This window comes from Paenibacillus provencensis, assembly GCF_042678545.1.
Classification (GTDB): domain Bacteria; phylum Bacillota; class Bacilli; order Paenibacillales; family Paenibacillaceae; genus Paenibacillus; species Paenibacillus provencensis.
The window spans coordinates 3,322,118-3,338,994 of the sequence record NZ_JBHTKX010000001.1; the positions used below are offsets into that span (position 1 = coordinate 3,322,118).

General features: G+C 43.7%; 9 protein-coding genes. 2 read left to right on the top strand and 7 right to left on the bottom strand.

Annotated features, from left to right (window positions below; translation table 11 throughout):
* Positions 1–72 precede the first annotated feature (72 nt).
* Positions 73–834, top strand: a complete 762-nt coding sequence (locus tag ACFQ3J_RS15850; protein WP_251582604.1) for an MBL fold metallo-hydrolase — start codon at positions 73–75, stop codon at positions 832–834.
* 442 nt (positions 835–1,276) lie between these two features.
* Here ACFQ3J_RS15850 and ACFQ3J_RS15855 read toward each other — a convergent pair whose 3' ends face one another.
* Entirely contained in the window at positions 1,277–5,698 is a 4,422-nt protein-coding gene (locus ACFQ3J_RS15855; protein ID WP_251582605.1) for an endo-1,4-beta-xylanase, read from the bottom strand.
* Positions 5,699–6,155: 457 nt separating this feature from the next.
* On the opposite strand from ACFQ3J_RS15855, the gene ACFQ3J_RS15860 reads away from it, so the two are divergent.
* Positions 6,156–6,947, top strand: a complete 792-nt coding sequence (locus tag ACFQ3J_RS15860) for a Shedu anti-phage system protein SduA domain-containing protein (protein ID WP_251582606.1) — start codon at positions 6,156–6,158, stop codon at positions 6,945–6,947.
* 455 nt (positions 6,948–7,402) lie between these two features.
* Here the strand turns inward: ACFQ3J_RS15860 and ACFQ3J_RS15865 are convergent, their stop codons facing one another.
* The 6 genes from ACFQ3J_RS15865 to ACFQ3J_RS15890 all read right to left on the bottom strand — a co-directional run bounded on the left by ACFQ3J_RS15865 (position 7,403) and on the right by ACFQ3J_RS15890 (position 16,856).
* Positions 7,403–8,173: an ImmA/IrrE family metallo-endopeptidase gene (locus ACFQ3J_RS15865; protein WP_251582607.1), complete on the bottom strand. Its 771-nt coding sequence runs from the start codon at positions 8,171–8,173 to the stop codon at positions 7,403–7,405.
* A complete protein-coding gene (locus tag ACFQ3J_RS15870; protein WP_251582608.1) occupies positions 8,170–9,645 on the bottom strand; it encodes a restriction endonuclease subunit S in 1,476 nt (491 codons plus the stop codon). The genes ACFQ3J_RS15865 and ACFQ3J_RS15870 overlap by 4 nt, the downstream gene beginning before the upstream one ends.
* Positions 9,642–11,081 (bottom strand): class I SAM-dependent DNA methyltransferase, encoded by a 1,440-nt coding sequence (locus ACFQ3J_RS15875; protein WP_251582609.1) that lies wholly within the window; start codon positions 11,079–11,081, stop codon positions 9,642–9,644. Before ACFQ3J_RS15875 ends, ACFQ3J_RS15870 begins: the two co-directional genes overlap by 4 nt.
* A 24-nt stretch (positions 11,082–11,105) precedes the next feature.
* A complete protein-coding gene (gene hsdR / locus ACFQ3J_RS15880; protein WP_251582611.1) occupies positions 11,106–13,469 on the bottom strand; it encodes an EcoAI/FtnUII family type I restriction enzme subunit R in 2,364 nt (787 codons plus the stop codon).
* A 577-nt stretch (positions 13,470–14,046) separates the two neighbouring features.
* Positions 14,047–15,846, bottom strand: a complete 1,800-nt coding sequence (rlmD, locus tag ACFQ3J_RS15885; protein WP_379293188.1) for a 23S rRNA (uracil(1939)-C(5))-methyltransferase RlmD — start codon at positions 15,844–15,846, stop codon at positions 14,047–14,049.
* Between the two features lie 128 nt (positions 15,847–15,974).
* On the bottom strand, positions 15,975–16,856 hold the full coding sequence (locus ACFQ3J_RS15890) for a diacylglycerol kinase (protein WP_091160622.1): 882 nt from the start codon (positions 16,854–16,856) through the stop codon (positions 15,975–15,977).
* Positions 16,857–16,877 lie beyond the last annotated feature (21 nt).

Consider the following 16,877-nt stretch of genomic DNA (forward strand, 5'->3'; position numbering starts at 1 on the left):
AAGTTGAGAAAAAGGGAACATGTAATTGATCATTCACCGCTGAGCAAAATCAATAAAAGGAGCTTATTGCACATGAAAATACAACTGATTCGAAATGCGACACTTGTTGTCCAGTATGCAGGGAAGAAGTTTTTAATCGACCCATTTTTAGGAGAAAAAGGAGCATACCCTCCTTTCCCTAATTCGGTACGACAAGATCAGAACAATCCTTTGGTTGACTTACCAGCATCATTAGACAATATTATCAGCGATCTAGATGCTGTGATTGTCACTCATCTGCATTTAGACCATTGGGACGATACGGCTAAAGAGGTTTTACCAAAGGATACTAAGATGTTCGTACAAAATGAAGAAGACGCAACAGAAGTTGAAAAGGCTGGATTTCAAAATGTAGAGGTGCTGCAACAACATTCAGCCTTTGGAGATATTCAACTCGTCAAAACAAAGGGCGAACACGGAAGAGGAGAAATATTAAAACTTGCTGGACATGTGTGCGGTGTTGTCTTTAAGCACCCTAGCGAAAAAACGCTGTATATTGCCGGAGATACAGTTTGGTATGAAGCTATTCAGGAAACAATCGAAACACACAAACCGGAGACCATTGTTGTAAATGGAGGAGATAATCAATTTCTTCAAGGTGGATCTTTAGTCATGGGGAAAGAAGATATCTACAATGTATATAAAGCCGCCCCAGGATCGAAGATTATTTCTATCCATATGGAAGCCGTTAATCATTGGACATTATCAAGGGAAGAGTTAAGTAGTTATATAAACGATAGAGGAATCTCCTCGAACGTTCTAGTTCCCAATGACGGGGAAACCTACACATTCTAGGATTGATTTAAATAAATATTTCTGCCCGAAAAACAAAGAGGCACGGAAGAAACAATTCCGTGCCCTTTTTAACCATCACCGCCACACTCCTCGACATGAACGGTATGCGGGAAAAGCCCCTTTATTAGGGATTCTGTTAAATAGCTAAACACTAAAATGGCTGTTCCACATTAACCAATTTTCAAGAAAAGCCCTCGTCTCACGTGGCTGGCTATTATTACTTAACTCAGACCGCCCGTTTAGGAAATTCAACCCTAATGAGCTGGTCATTATTATCATCCATATTCTTTTTTAGTTGTTCCTACGAACAGCCTCCAACTTAAGAGACTCTGGATAATATTTAAACTTCTGGCCTTTCTTAGCCATAAAAATGCACCCCCTAGAATTTCATCGGTTAAACTCAGGGTTTTTCCAATGTCTATTCTAAGGGGTGCACTTACATTTACATGTTCCAGATCCGGTAAAGAACCATCGCTGCTTCAGCACGGGTTAATGGATCGGCTGGTGCAATTTTGCCATCTTTGCCGTTGACAATTCCGCTTCCTACGAGGGAAGCTGCACTATCCATGGCGTAACTGGAAATGCTTGCAGCATCGGAATAAGGAACTAGATTTCCGCTGCCGGCAGATTGCTTACCAGCTGCTTTCAAGGCTTTCGCTGTAAGCACCATCATATCTTGCCGAGAAATGCTGCTATCTGGCTTGAATGTGTTATTTTCGTATCCAGATGCAATACCAAGTTCTTTGGCAATAGCCACGGCCTGTGCATAATAAGCGGCCCGCTGTACATCGCTGAAGGATGTCGTGTTTGTGCCCGGACTCTTCAATTCAAGTGCTCTGACTAGCACGGTGATAAAGTCTGCTCTTGTGATGGAAGCCGCAGGAGCGAAGCTGTCATCAGAGATTCCATTAATAATATCGCGTGCAGCCATCGCTTCGATTGCTTGTTTTGCCCACAGCACATTTTGTATATCAGCAAAAGACTTGGTTACGTAAGCTGCAGCATAGGTGCTGAACTCCGTTGTTTCGAACACAATCGAGCCGGATTTGGCATCATATCGTCCGCTTGGTACGGCTGTAGCCTGTCCTTGATCATTAATATATAGGATCACGATTTGATGTGCATTGACAAGCTCCTGTGCAGCAGGAGTGTACGGAACAGATACCGTTACAGGCGCCGCAGGATTGTTCCAGGCCAGGACACGATCCCCAGCTAATACGCTTAGGTTGATCACCGGACGGCTGCCCACATTAGCGCGAACATCTGCACTCAAGCGATCTGCTGAGACTTTGTTAATATGAATAGAGACTTCGTCTGCTTGTTCCATGATATTAGAAAGCATGTTGGACGGAATTTGAAGTGTTGAATTGTCTGTCTTAAGCACGAACTCAGTATTATTGTTATTTTGCAGGTTTGAAGTCGGCAATTGCACCACATAGGATTGTACATTTGCCTGCTTCGGCACGTCGATGGTAACCTGCTTCTTGCCATTTGCACTTGGAGAAGCCTTTTCAATGGCTTTATTCAGGCTGTCGCTCGAGACGGTTGCTGTGGCTGTTCCATTTTCGACTTTTATTACTGGTACAATTACGGAGCCATTGCCCGGAAGAGGCTGCGGAGTAGTACCCGGGCTGGATACGCCGTTACCTCCGTCACTGTTTCCTCCGCCATTGTCGCCGCCGGAAGAAGGTTTGCCCGTCAGCGTCAATTCACCGAATACGGAAGTATCCTGGTAACCTTGGCCGGATGGATCGTTCCAAGCGTTCACACTGATTCTGTTGCCGTCTTTAGCATCATTGATCTGCGCATCAAAGCCAATTCTGGCATTATTCGCAGGCTGAACCTTTTTGAAAGGAATTTTCATTTCAACCGTGTAGTTAGTACCGGAAACAGAGACTTCTGATTCGAAGCCTTCAGCGATCTCCGCAGGATTAAAGGAAGCGACGTTCTCAAAGTTCACTCTGTATTGTCCATCATCATCTTGGAAGGTCGGCGTTTTTCCGTTATTTTCATCGACGAATACTTCGACAGAGTCCTGCTCCCATGCGTTCGGGTTGGTCTTGTTCAATTGATCGTCTCTGACTTGAACGAGCACATACAGATTGTTGTCATCCCAGAGTGCCTTGGCTGTTCCTGCAGCACCTGACCATGCCATTTGCTTCGTATCCAGTTTCAATTCAGGAGCTTTACTCCATATGCTGTCTACGGAGCCATCCATAGTTGGTGTCCCATAGTAAGCGCTTGATTTCTTGTATTCAAGCTCTTCAGGCGGATTGTCCGCCATATATTTCTCAGGATCACTTACCGCATAAAATGCCTCTTTTGCTTGGAAATCCTTATCGAACAAGGTTGGATTCTGCTCGGCTCTCCAGCTGGTGCTGTCATTTAATCCCCAGAAGGTGACACGCGGAATATACTCGCTGTTCTTCTTATAGAGATCCATCAATTGGGCATACAAATAGGCCTGCTGCTTGGCTTCTGTTTCAGTAATTGTGGAGTTGGTACCTGCCGTGATGTCCAATTCGGTTACGCTGACTTCTACACCCAAGGAAATGAAACGCTCGAGCGACATCCTGACATTATCCAATCTGGTGCCCAAATTGTAGTGGGCTTGCATGCCGATACCGTCGATCAGTTTCTCGCCAGGGTGATTTGCGGCGTACTTCTCATTGATCTCTTTAACCATGCTGTAGATCGCTGTAGATTTATTCTGGTTGTCATCATTGTAGTCATTGTAGTAAAGCTTGATATCCCAGCCATTTTCGTCAATGACTTCTTTGGCCGCAAGGAAGGCCTCCTCAATATATTCTGGGCCGATGGCTTGTAACCAGCCGGAATTACGCAATGCATTTTTCCAGTCTTCCGGATTAGGCGGGTTATCGTTCATGGCTTCGTTGACAACGTCCCAGGAAATGACTTGGTCACCAAAGTGCTCAACAACCGTCTTCACATGTGTTCTCAGATTCGCGAGCGCTTCATCACGGCTCAATGGTTCACCATTGTCCGCAGTATGAAGCCATGTAGGTGACTGGGCATGCCATACGAGCACGTGACCGTGCAAATCAAGGTCTGCAGCTTGTACTCTTTGGACAAGGGCATCTTCTGCGGTAAAATCAAATTCTCTGTCAGGGCCATATGCATAATCCGGCTTCATATCATTCTCAAACGTGACAACATTGTGATGCTTCGTCAGAAGCTTGAGCCGAGTCTCGTCAAAAGTAGACGCATTAACAATGTTACCGATCAGGAATTCATCTTGGTAAACATCCTTGAGATTCGGAAGATCCTCTTGAATCGGAGGGGCTGCAGCTACAGGTCCCAAATATTTTAGGACAAAATCATCTAAGAAGAAGGTACGATTGCCGCCGTCATTATTTGCTGTTTCAATATAAGCATTGAGTACGCTTGGAGTCGTGGTGAGCGTATATTTACCCGTTAAGTGTACCCATTCTTGATCTGTAACGTTTGCATTTTGTGATACATTCGCAAAACCGATGTCAGCATATTGAACACTAATACGAAGTGTTGTAGGCGCTTCGCCAGGTGCCATTTTGACCCAAGCAGACAGCTCATATTCGTGATTCTTTGCCATTTTGCCAGCAGCATCAACTAAGGCAGCATCATATTGTGTCGTCGTCGTGACAAGCAGGCTTTGCGTGCCGTCAGGTGTATGATTATCAGCTTGGGATAGGACTACCGATTCACGGCCGTTCCGTGCTTTGAATCCATCCAGACCGTTCTCAAAGTCCGCGGAAATGCCCGACTGATCTACAACCTCCGGTTCGGTTTGACCAGGGGTCACATCGGTGATCATGACTTCATCAATGTAAATATCCGAGGTTAAAGTATTACCCGATGGTTCAACATAGATGATGACCTCATTTGTTCTAGAAGGAATTTCATAGCCCTTGGTTTCAAACAGCGTCCAATCGGAAGCGGTTACAAGCTTGTTGCCTATAAGCCAAGGATACTTCTGATCATCAGGTAGTATTTCGGAATCCATCTTGGAAGCCAAATGGAACTGACCTTCTCCTGAACCGAGTCTAACCTTGAGGGAAATATCATACTTACGGTCGGATGTCATCTTGCCAGTAAGTACAAGCGCAGGGACTGCCTTCTCGTCAGCCCGGTTGAAGAACTTCAGAGATTTTGTACCTTCGGAGGCTGCGTCGTCAACGACCGCAGTATCCCCGTTTGATCCCCAAGACAGCTTGCCCCATCCACCGGAATTTCCGTCTTCAAAGCTCTGGTTAAGGACCACAGTAGGCTCGGCAGGTGCTTCTTCCTGGGTGATCGTGATATCCCCGATATAGAAGCGGACACCCTTACCTGCTTCATCAGACTTTATTCGCAGAGCTGTCTTGTCCACACTGGTAACGGAGAGAGCGGCAGACAGCGTTATTCCTTGTCCCGCTGTAAAGTCAGAAGAGCTGATTTCAGTGTATCCTTCTGATCCAGTGACACCCTTATTGGTTACAACTTCAAGGACAGCTTTCCCGGCAGCCGGTGCATCAGGATCCTCGTCCACATAAACAGAAGCGGTTACCGTATACTCTTGGTCAACCGCCAAACCAAGGTCACCGTATGCGAAATCCACGCCGTCCCAGTTATTGGATCGGTTACTGACTTTTAGAGCGGCTCCATCATTATTACCTTCGAACGGCTTGCCTGTTACAATGTCCAGCTGGGCGCCGCCTGATTGAGTTGCCTTGCCTTGACCATTCTGGAATGTTTCTTGATAGACAATTTGAGAATTAGATGCCACTTGATCCGCAGCGTTGACTGCCGGAGCAAACAAGCTGACCGGAAGAAGCAGAGCCGCTGCGAGTAACCCGGAAACGACCTGCTTAAATGATTTCCTCATTCGAATCCCCCCCACACTAAATTATTTTCAGATCATGTGAAGCGCTTACATAATTTACTGTACCAGCCTCCTTTCACCCCAGATCTTACCACTTCATGAAAGGAAAATCTTTCTCCAAATTAAAGGAAAAACTTTGTTTTTTATAGTAAATGTAATTTTGCGCACATTAACGGGCTTGACCTTAACTTTATCCCCCAGGAGTTAGAGCGACAGGGTTACGAAATCCCGTCACAGGAATAATACGCATGTCCCCCCCCTTTCGCTTAGCGCTCCGAAATCATTAGGGAAGTAAACGAAAGAAATACGTGTGTATTTTTATATATGAGTGATGACGTAGAGGGATATTGGTTGTAAAAGACGCCTTACGGGACGTTTTTATTTTATGCTAAATTGTGATACTCAAAGCCAGTATGCTAAAATTAGGTATATTGAATACTGTTGAAAAAGAGGATCATTCATGAGCATATACGAAAGAGACTATACGCAACTTACCATTGATGAAGTGGAACTGTGGGATGAGAAAAAGGAGAGCAGACTAGGAAATAATTGGATACGTAAAAGTTTATTCAGAGAGTATCCCAAAGCAGCAAGGCATTTCATGAGCCTTTTTCCGAATAACTATCTAGACATTGAAGAGTTGAAAAACGAGCCGGAGCTTAACGCCTTATGCGAAAAATACGCCGAGATGTTAGACAGTCCTGGAACGCCTGAGCGAACTGCTTTAAACTGGATTCGTGAGAATAAAGCCTATTTCATAATCGCCTCCATTTTGCAAAATTACAACTTTGGGCATCACGATGCTTTCATATTTCCAGAGCTTAAGTTGGGTACAACCATCCAAGTCGATTTCTTGATAATCGGTAAAAATTCAGGAGGTTACGAATTTATCTTTGTTGAGTTAGAGGCAAGATACGGAAAAATTACTTTGGCTGACGGTGATTTAGGCGACGCGTTCAGAAAAGGGATTCGACAAGTAAAAGACTGGTCTGAATGGCTCGAATCGTACTATACCTCTTTCCAAGAAACTATTCTAAAGTACAAGAACCCAGAACATCAATTACCGTTAGAGTTTATGATACCAGACAGAACGAGGTTGCATTACGTCGTTGTCGCAGGACGTCGGGAAGACTTTAACGAAAAAACTTACCGAATTAAGCGTCGTACAAAAGAGGAACAAAAGATTGAACTTCTGCATTACGACAACCTTTATGATACGGCTAAGGCTGTTATTGGGAAATCAACTTATTAATAGAAGGGTGACAAAGTGAGCCGTTTGGAAAAGGGCTCTTATTATATTCACGTAAGCTATGCTACTTCTCACTCGGTAGTTCTACGATGTCCCCAGAACATTTCAATTCCTCACCAAAAATTAGATACTATTGTACATTCAATGTTATTAAAGTCTAATGTCTATTTAACAATCTCGTCATTTAATCTCATCGTTTATCCCCTCTAGCTGCTTTTGGTGCTTATGTCGGGGGAAATTATACCCACTCCCGATGTACCTCCATCAAATGAATACCTAACTACCGAACTTTGCAGCTGTGAAAAGAAAATTAACTAAAAGTCTTATCTTAATGTTTTAAAGCCGACGACCTGAATAGAATAGGGGCGTCGGCTTAATCATTACATCTTATTGCTACTTAAGAGTGCGTTCTTAGTTATCACTTACATGTCCAATGACTGGATGACACCTTGCCCATCTTACAAGAAATCCACCTTGAGAAGAGTCAAGACACTTCCGGACGATTTATCAGCTCTTGAAAATTCTTTCAATGAAATGGCTGAGCCTAACTTATTTCTTGTAATCCAAATTTCAGGATCAATAGATGAATACCCATTCATTCGAAAATTTGAAATTAGACACTCTTTGGCAAATGATTTGTTATGGATAGAAGAACCCAATTTCAAGAGATTAATCCTACCAACAAGACTTTTTGACATTCCAAGATGAGTGATTACACCACATTTAGAACCAATAACTGCATAATTCCCTAAATGAAAATCGAGTATACGAAACACAGTTACAAGCTTGGAAACCATGAATTCGTTACTGATTGCTTTGATAGTATCAAAATCGAATGGTGCAGACATAGATATTGGCCTGACCATTTGTTCAGGAAGAAGAAATTCTTTTGCAAATTGGTTCGCCTCTAGTTCAAATGGCTTTCTAGTAGAATCTAACATATCGGCTCGAGAACATTCAAAATGCTCTCCTTTATGATTCAAACTAAAGTGTCCGAGTTCATGTGCTTTTGTGAAATTAATCCTTCCAGCATTCTTTATATCCGTATTAACGAGAATGATTGTCTTTCCTTCGGCACGAATTAGGCTTCCCATATAGTTTGTATTGCCATAATCCATTTCATCATAGATGATATTAAAATGCTCAAATATTTGATCAAAACACAAAGCAGGAGTTGTTATAATACCGAAATCACGTAGCAACTTTCGTGTTTTATCAGCCGGTATCATTGCTGCGATTTGCCGAGTAATTCGGTTACTCTATTTTTAATCTTAATCTTTGTTTCAGAATTAATCTCTCCGTCTGAGCGAGCAGCTATCTCCCAATCTTCGATATCATTAGAGTTTGCTTTAGGGAACTCGACCACATTAAGTTCCTTTACAGACTGACTAAACGCTTCTTGTATCACAGATTGCATCAGCATTTCGCTGTCCAACTTAGATTGTTCCACTGTTTTCTCAAGGTTATCGCATAGTGCCATTAATTGATCAACTTTTTCTACAATTCGTCTTTGTTCGTTAAGCGGAGGGAGTGGGACTAATAAATTGAATAGTAGTTCCGTATTTAGACGACAAGTTCCATGAGTTGATTTTTCAACGAGCTGTAAAATGGCATTTTTTCTACCTTTCAATACAACATAGACAAACTCTGATATTTCCTTGAAATGAGGAGTCAATGACTTCATATCTTGATTTATACATAGCTGCACTCTGTTAACAGAAACCGGAAATGAATGCGCTAGTATCATACCTCTCACGACAAACAACAAGCTATTTGTTGATATTAACTTAAGTGATGAAGTGTTTGAAAGTGCGTCCGCAGATATTTTATCTATGCTATTAATTAAATACTTTTGCTTCATATCTTTAGGACTTATCCAAGGAATTTCACCTTCCCAATAATGCGGATTGCTTTTTGACGGAGTTGCACCACCTTGGTTAGCTCCCAATTCACCCAATCTAACCCATTTCCAACCCTGTGGTAGCTCATAAGGAATCTCATCCTCCGTAATCGTCGGTAAAGGCTTCTCCTTCTTTATGTTTTTCTCTTTAATCAACTGTCCCTTCTCAGCCTCAATTCTCTCCAGCAAAACACTTGCTGGTTCATCATTCGGGTCTTGTGGTACTAGATCACCTTTTATTGCTTGCTGAAGAATGGATTCTCGCAGATGAGATATTTGCTTATCAGAGTCCTCTTTCAATCCCATTATGTTCATGATACCGCTGTTTACATTATTCAGTTTGGTTACCACTTCTTCTTGTTTCTCAAAAGTTGGCAATGGAATTTCAATATTAAGAAATTTATCAACCTTAAGTCTGTTGCGACTTATTGCTGTGCTTCCCTCGCTGTTCTCTAAACAACCGTCCCATACATGTTCTTGGTTAAAGTACCACATCAGATATTCGATACTGATCTGATCATTTTTCACAAGAAAACAAGGAAATTCATTCGATACGTAACAACCATCGAATTCCTCTGTGGCTATTGCAAAAGACCCCTTCCAAGCAAAAAGCCTACTATAGATGAAATCCCCTTTGTTCACTTTATAAATATAGTTCGCTTGAATCTCACTGCCTTTTTTAATATGTTTAACAAACAAACCCTTTGCATACCATCGAACACCTAATACTTTATACTCTTTATCGGTTACAATCACTTCTCGCCGACTAACTTCTTGGAGCAGGTTTCTTAAACAGATCATATTCTTACCTCAAGTGTTTGCTTTATTTGATTTAGAATATCAATGATTTTCTTTTCATTATTTGCGATTTTATCTATCGCTTCTAGAGGATTGTAGTCGAACTCCTGCTGACTACGATTAGGATTTTTTATGTCAAGATTGTAATTTCTATCTTTTACTTGCTGAATATTCATCTTCCATGAATTATCTGTTTCAGTCCTATTATTCCACCATTCTTTTTCCAAATTGAATTCTTCATATCTAATTGCTCTAGTTTTCGTGTAATTTTTATATCCATCTGGAAGCGGGTGCTCAAAAAACCAAACTTCCTCCGTGGGTTTGCCTTTCTCAAAGAACAGCAAGTTAGTATTAATCCCTGTATATGGAGCAAACACACCATTTGGTAGTCTTACAATTGTATGCAGATTAAACTCTTCCAACAGCTTTTCCTTAATCGCTGTCTTCACACCTTCACCGAATAAGAATCCGTCTGGCAATACGATCCCCGCACGACCTCCGTCTTTAAGAAGGTACATAAGGAGTACCATGAACAGATCGGCAGTTTCCTTCGTGCGGAACTTCTCGGGGAAGTTAATCTCCACACCGTCTTCCTCAATGCCGCCAAACGGCGGATTCGTTACGATCACATCCACTTGATCAATTGGACGATATTCACGAACATTTTTAGTTAGAGAGTTGTCATGCTTGATCTTAGGCGCGTCAATGTCGTGTAGAATCAAATTGGTGACAGCAAGCATATGAGGCATCGGCTTCTTCTCAATCCCCATAATCGTATCCTGTAAGATTTGATTGTCTTCTACACTTTTGATCTGCCCCGTATTCTTAAAATGATCGATTGTACTGGTCAAATACCCCCCAGTGCCGCATGCGAAGTCCAATACCTTCTCTCCAAGCTGCGGATTAACCATATCTACAACAAATTGCGTGACAGGACGAGGCGTATAATACTCTCCTGCGTTACCAGCATTCTGTAGGTCTTTCAAGATGTTCTCGTAGATGTCATTGAACATATGACGATCCTTTTGAATAGTAAAATCAATCTCGTTAAGCTTATTGATCACCTGACGCATAAGAGTGCCGGATTTCATGTAGTTATAGGAGTCTTCAAATACAGCTTTCACGATAAAAGCCTTGGGGTCACTATATTCGTCTAGCTCTAATTCTTTTAATTCTTTGAACAACTTATTGTTGACGAAATCGAGTAGTTCATCGCCTGTCATGCCTTCATCATTAATCGCCCAATCCCGCCAACGCAAACCTTCTGGAACAATCGCTTGATACACATCGCGCATCATAGCCCATTCTTCTTCCTTGGCGTCGAATACCTTTAAGAACACCATCCACACCAATTGGGATATACGCTGCGCGTCTCCATCCACACCCGCATCTTTACGCATCGTATCTTGTACGGATTTAATAATTGCTGATACTGACATCTTGCTGCTCCTCCTAAAATGCGTCTATGCTGAATATATTACTTGTCCAAGCTCCTTAATCGCAGTCATGTAACCTTGCTTCCCGCCAAATCGCTTCACAATCTCGATTGGAGAACCGAAGGTCTGAAATTCAGGAATCTTCAAAACTTCGATACTTTCCAAATTCTCGATTCCTGTATCTGCATACTTATCCAATAAGGCTTCTAACACTATTCTTGCCTGATCACTGTACTTCGCAAAGTAATTGCGCTTCTTGACATTCTCCGCTCTCTCTCTCCTTGTAAGCGGGGGCTGGTCGAAGGCAACATGACATATGAGGTCAAATGGATCAAGATCCTGACCTACCTCATCTTTCAGTTCATCAAGCAAGATTCCTTGGGCTTCAAGCTCATGAATCACTGCCTCTTTCTTATCCGCTGCATTCCACTTCTGTAGAAAATCATCGAGCGACTTGTATTCGTTCATCACATTCTTCTTCGTATAGTCAATTAAAGACTCTGTGATCAGTTTACCATCCTTATCGTAGTAGTACACGCGATGATTTAACACTTTGACTTCCACATTCTGCACATAATACTTACTTGGAGGTTCATATATAACCTCCCCTCCGCCAATTGGTGGATCACCAACAGTACCACCACCGTAACCATCCTCACCTGTTGGTTCATCTCCGCTATCCGTATCCTCTGGAGGAATGCTTCCTCCTTCTGGCTGATCAATTATAACAACAGGATCACCGTCAAAGTCAGGATCAGCAAACAGCTTGGTCACATTACGGAAATCGATAATGGTAAAGTATAACTTTCCGAAATCTTCCCGAATTCTTGTGCCACGACCAATAATCTGCTTGAATTCAATCATGCTATTGATATTGGAATCCAAAACAATGTACCGGCATGTTTTCGCATCAACACCAGTGGTCATGAGCTTACTTGTCGTAACAAGAACGGGGTAAGATTCATTAGGATCAATGAAATTATCCAATTCGACTTTACCTTCTTCGTTATCGCCTGTAATACGCATCACGTACTTGTAGTTCTTTGCGACCAAATCCGCATTCTCATTGACCAGTGCTTGACGCATACGTTCGGCATGATCGATATCCACGCAGAAAAAGATCGTCTTAGCCATTCGAGTATTATTCGCTTTTAGATAATCAGATACCATCTTAGCAACGGCCTGTGTACGTTTTTCCAACACCAGATTTTTATCATAATCCTTCATGTTGTACTCGCGATCTACGATCTCATACCCAAATTTATCCCGCTGCCCTTTGGTTGGTCGGAAACCCTCGACATCCTTATCGAGTAGCACCCGAATGACTTTATATGGAGCCAAGAAACCATCCTCAATACCCTGCTTCAATGAATAAGTGTAAAGCGGCTCTCCGAAGTAACTCAAATTTGAAACTGTCTTCGTTTCCTTTGGCGTTGCAGTTAATCCAACATGCGCAGCAGCAGAGAAATAATCTAAAATCTCCCGCCAGGCTGAATCCTCTTTTGCACTGCCGCGATGACACTCATCAATGATGATAAGGTCAAAAAAGTCTCTAGAGAACTCCTTGTACGCATTCTGAAAATCCTCTGCACCTGATATTCCTTGGTACAAGGCTAGATAAATCTCGTGTGCCTTATCAATCTTGCGATTCTTGATCTTCGTCATTTTATCTCCAAATGGAGCAAAATCGTTGGTCATGGTCTGATCAACAAGAATGTTACGATCCGCAAGAAACAAAATACGCTTCTTTAACTTGGACTTCCATAAACGATAGATGATTTGAAACGCGGTATACGTTTTTCCAGTACCCGTAGCCATAACAAGAAGGATTCTGTCTTGTCCTTTTGCAATGGCTTCCACTGTTCGATTGATTGCGATTCGTTGATAATATCGAGGGCTTTTGGATTCTGGTGTGAAATAATAGTCCTCCACAATGGTCTCCTCTAATTGATTATCAATACCCTTTGCTACTTTATAACGCTGCCATAGCTCTTCTGGAGATGGAAACTTGGATATCTCCAGATCTTGCTCGACAACCCCGGATGTAGCCGTTCTATCGTGTTCAAGAAACCCATCGCCATTCGAGGAATAGACGAACGGGATGTCCAGGATATCTCCGTAGGTGATTGCTTGCTGCATCCCAGCACCAATCGAATGCTTGTTATCCTTAGCTTCAATAATAGCAATGGGGATGTTTGCTTTATAATAAAGGATATAATCCGCCCGCTTCTTTTCACCTCGTGTTACTACCTTCCTGCGTACGATAATACGTCCGTCAGTAAAAGTGACTTCTTCACGAATCTGCCTCTGTAAATCCCATCCAGACTGCACTAGTGCAGGAGTTATGAATTTCGTACATATATCACGTTCTGACATATCCTTTTTGTTCAAAATAGGTCCCCCCTCATTGACGAGTTGCTTCTAAAGTAGTTCTTTAGACATATTCCACAGTTCAACTGGAAATCCCTCTATTCGACAGGTTGCTTCCAACATTGTATAGACTTCCAATAATACTACACTGTCAGCGAGTATATATTCGTATGACCAACTTTTTTCGCTAGAGGCATGACTGTTAAATAGTAGCGATTAATAACAGAAGTAGAAGAATAGAGTCTTTACTGTAGCGTTCCTTGACCCTGGATCAGATTTACCGCCAACCCATAGTCAGCAAAGAAGCAACTCGGCCTGACCTAATTTCAAGAAAGCCCTTAAAACAAAAGGAGATCATCGGAAATGGAATGGGAAATAGAAAATTTAAGTCTTACGATTAAAATAAATTATGGGGATTTTCGGAGTGTTATTTTTTCTCATTAGTCTTGCCGATATGGCGGTGGGATTCTGGCTGATAAAGTAAATAAGTTGCTTGACGAGTAAAGAATTCATCATTGATGCCATTTTCACATCGATCTCTCTAAGGACTAAATTCGATCTTCACCTCTTGAACTACAAGTAAAAGAAGGGTGCACGACTACTCGGCACCCTTCCATTTTAGTAACACTGTACACTCAACATGAACCGTATGCGGGAACATGTCCACCGGCGTCACCTCCACCGTCTTAAACCCGCCGTCCTCCAGGACGCGTAGATCGCGAGCCAGTGTCGAGGGATTACAGGATACATACACTACACGCTCCGGTCGCATCTCCAGAATCGTATCCAAGAGTCTTGGGTCGCAGCCTTTACGCGGGGGATCGACGACGATCACGTCTGGCGTGATCCCTTGCTCCTTCCACTGTGGAATAACATCCTCGGATGGACCTGCTTCGAAGGTGGCGTTCGTGATTTCGTTCAGATCCGCATTCTTCTTCGCATCCTCAATCGCTTCCTTCACGATCTCTACGCCGTAGACATGCTCAGCATGCTGGGCAAGGAACAGTGAGATGGTACCGATTCCGCAGTAGGCGTCAATGACGGTCTCTTTTCCAGTTAGCCCTGCGTACTCTACCGTCTTACCATACAGCACCTCGGTCTGCACCGGGTTGACTTGATAGAAGGAACGCGCTGATATCGCGAACTTGATGTCCCCAATGTAGTCATAGATGACTTCACTGCCCCAGAGCACACGGGTAACATCACCGAAGATGACGTTCGTCTTCTTGGTATTGACGTTCTGACAGATACTGGTCACCTGTGGAAGCTGCTCCCGAATGCCATGAATCCACGCTTCTACATGGGGAATGCTGTCTCCGTTCGTGACGAGTACAAGCATTATCTCACCGGTGCGGAAAGCCTTCTTCACAACCACATGGCGAAGCAGCCCTTTACCTGTTTCTTCATTATATGCTCTAATTCCGACACTGCGGCCAATCTGCTTAACCCGCTCTACGACCTCGTCGTTATGCTCATGCTGAATCATACAGCGCTCCATGTCCACGATGCGGTGACTGCCCTTGGCATAGAAGCCGCCAATCAGGCCCCCATCGATTTCACCCATTGGCACCTGTGCCTTGTTCCGATAACGCCATGGCTCCTGCATACCTAATGTCTTAAGCACTTGAATCCCTTCATACACAGGCTTGTCCCCAGCACTGTGAGTATCTTCCATATCCGAAGACAAGTTATCCACTTGTGGATGAGTCTTCATCTCTGCTACATTCAGCTTGCCGATCCGGGTCAAGTTATCCACGACAATCTGACGCTTCCATTCCAGCTGTCCTTCGTAGCTCATATGCTGCAGCTGGCAGCCTCCGCATTGATCATAGATCGGACACGGTGCAGCGACACGGTCCTTGCTTGCTGTGATGATCTCCAGCAGCTTCGCATAACCGTACTGCTTCTTCGTCTTGAGCACCTTCACACGGACCTTCTCCCCCGGAAGTGCTCCAGCAACAAACAAGGTATAGCCTTCCGCACGGCCTACACCCTCACCATCATGATTCATCCCGATGATCTCAATGACAGTTTCGTCGTTCTTTGCAACGGGCAGCCCTAACTCTGCCGCAATATCTCGTGATGCCTGCTGATTTCTTCCCGAGCCAAGGCCGCTGTTCTTGTCTCTACTTCTTCTAGATGTGCGGCTTCTGTTCTTCTCCGAACTTCGAGAGCTCCCTCCTGCCTGTCCAGAACCAGCAGAAAAAGATGCCTCGCCTTGCGGCCGCATCCCTGTTCTTGTTGCTGCTCCAGTCTGCTTGTTACCTGTCTTCCCGGCACGATGATCCTTCCCTTGAAGACGTCCTCCACTAGCCTTACCTGCTCCTGCATTAGCTGATCCGGTCTTTACTTCACTGCTCCGGCGGTTTTTTCCACGACCGCTGCGGTTGTTGTTCATCTTCTTCGCAAATCCTCTCATTTGTTGATTTTGTTCCCTAATGTAATTTACTTCCAGTTGTTACTCCATTAACAATTCAGCAGTATACTGAATCAGATTTCACATTCATTATAAATGCCTGCTTCAATCTATCTGTAGATTTGGATATGATGAGGCATATTTTTGAAGCTTGCCGGTAGTGACCCGCCCAGTTCTCCGTCCAGATTGAGCAGCACTTCACCCGGTGAGGTAACCTCCATATAGTCCGTTTGGAAGTGAATGATCTTCTTGTCGCCAAGATGCTCTCCACGGAGCGCCATCGTTACGAGGCGTATCATCTCCGCAAGATTACATTTCTTCAGTGCAATCACATCGAACAATCCGTCATCGATCGTAGCACTCGGTGCCAGCTTCTCAAATCCGCCGACCGAGTTCGTATTCGCAATCAGGAACAGCATGAATTCATCATGAATGTCCTCCTGCCCCCTGGCCTTGATGTAGAGCTCCTGCGGGGTGAGGTTGATCATCTTCTCCATGCCTTTCATATAATAGGCCAGCTGACCAATCATCGTCTTCAGGCGGCTCGGCACTTCATAGGTCAGCTCTGTCAGCGTTCCTCCACCAGCAATGTTAATAAAATAACGATTATTTACAAGACCAAGATCAACAGGACGCGTCTCCTGGCGGATCACCATATCGCAGTAATCCTCCCAATGCCTTGGGATTCCGAGCGCTCTTGCAAAGTCATTGGTCGTTCCCAGCGGAAAAATGCCCAGCGGCGGCCGATTCTCTTTACCTGCCATCCCGTTGATAACTTCATACAGCGTTCCGTCTCCACCGGCAGCAATGATCATATCGTATCCGCGGTCAATCGCTTCCGATGCTTCCCTTGTTGCATCACCTTCACCTGTGGTTGCGTGACAGGAGGCTTCAATTCCGCCCTCATCCAAGCGCTGTAATATCGACGCAAGTCTTCGCTTCGCCTCTTCCCGACCTGACGTCGGATTATAGATTAATCTCGCCTTTTTCATAGTCATGATCCTTACGCCACC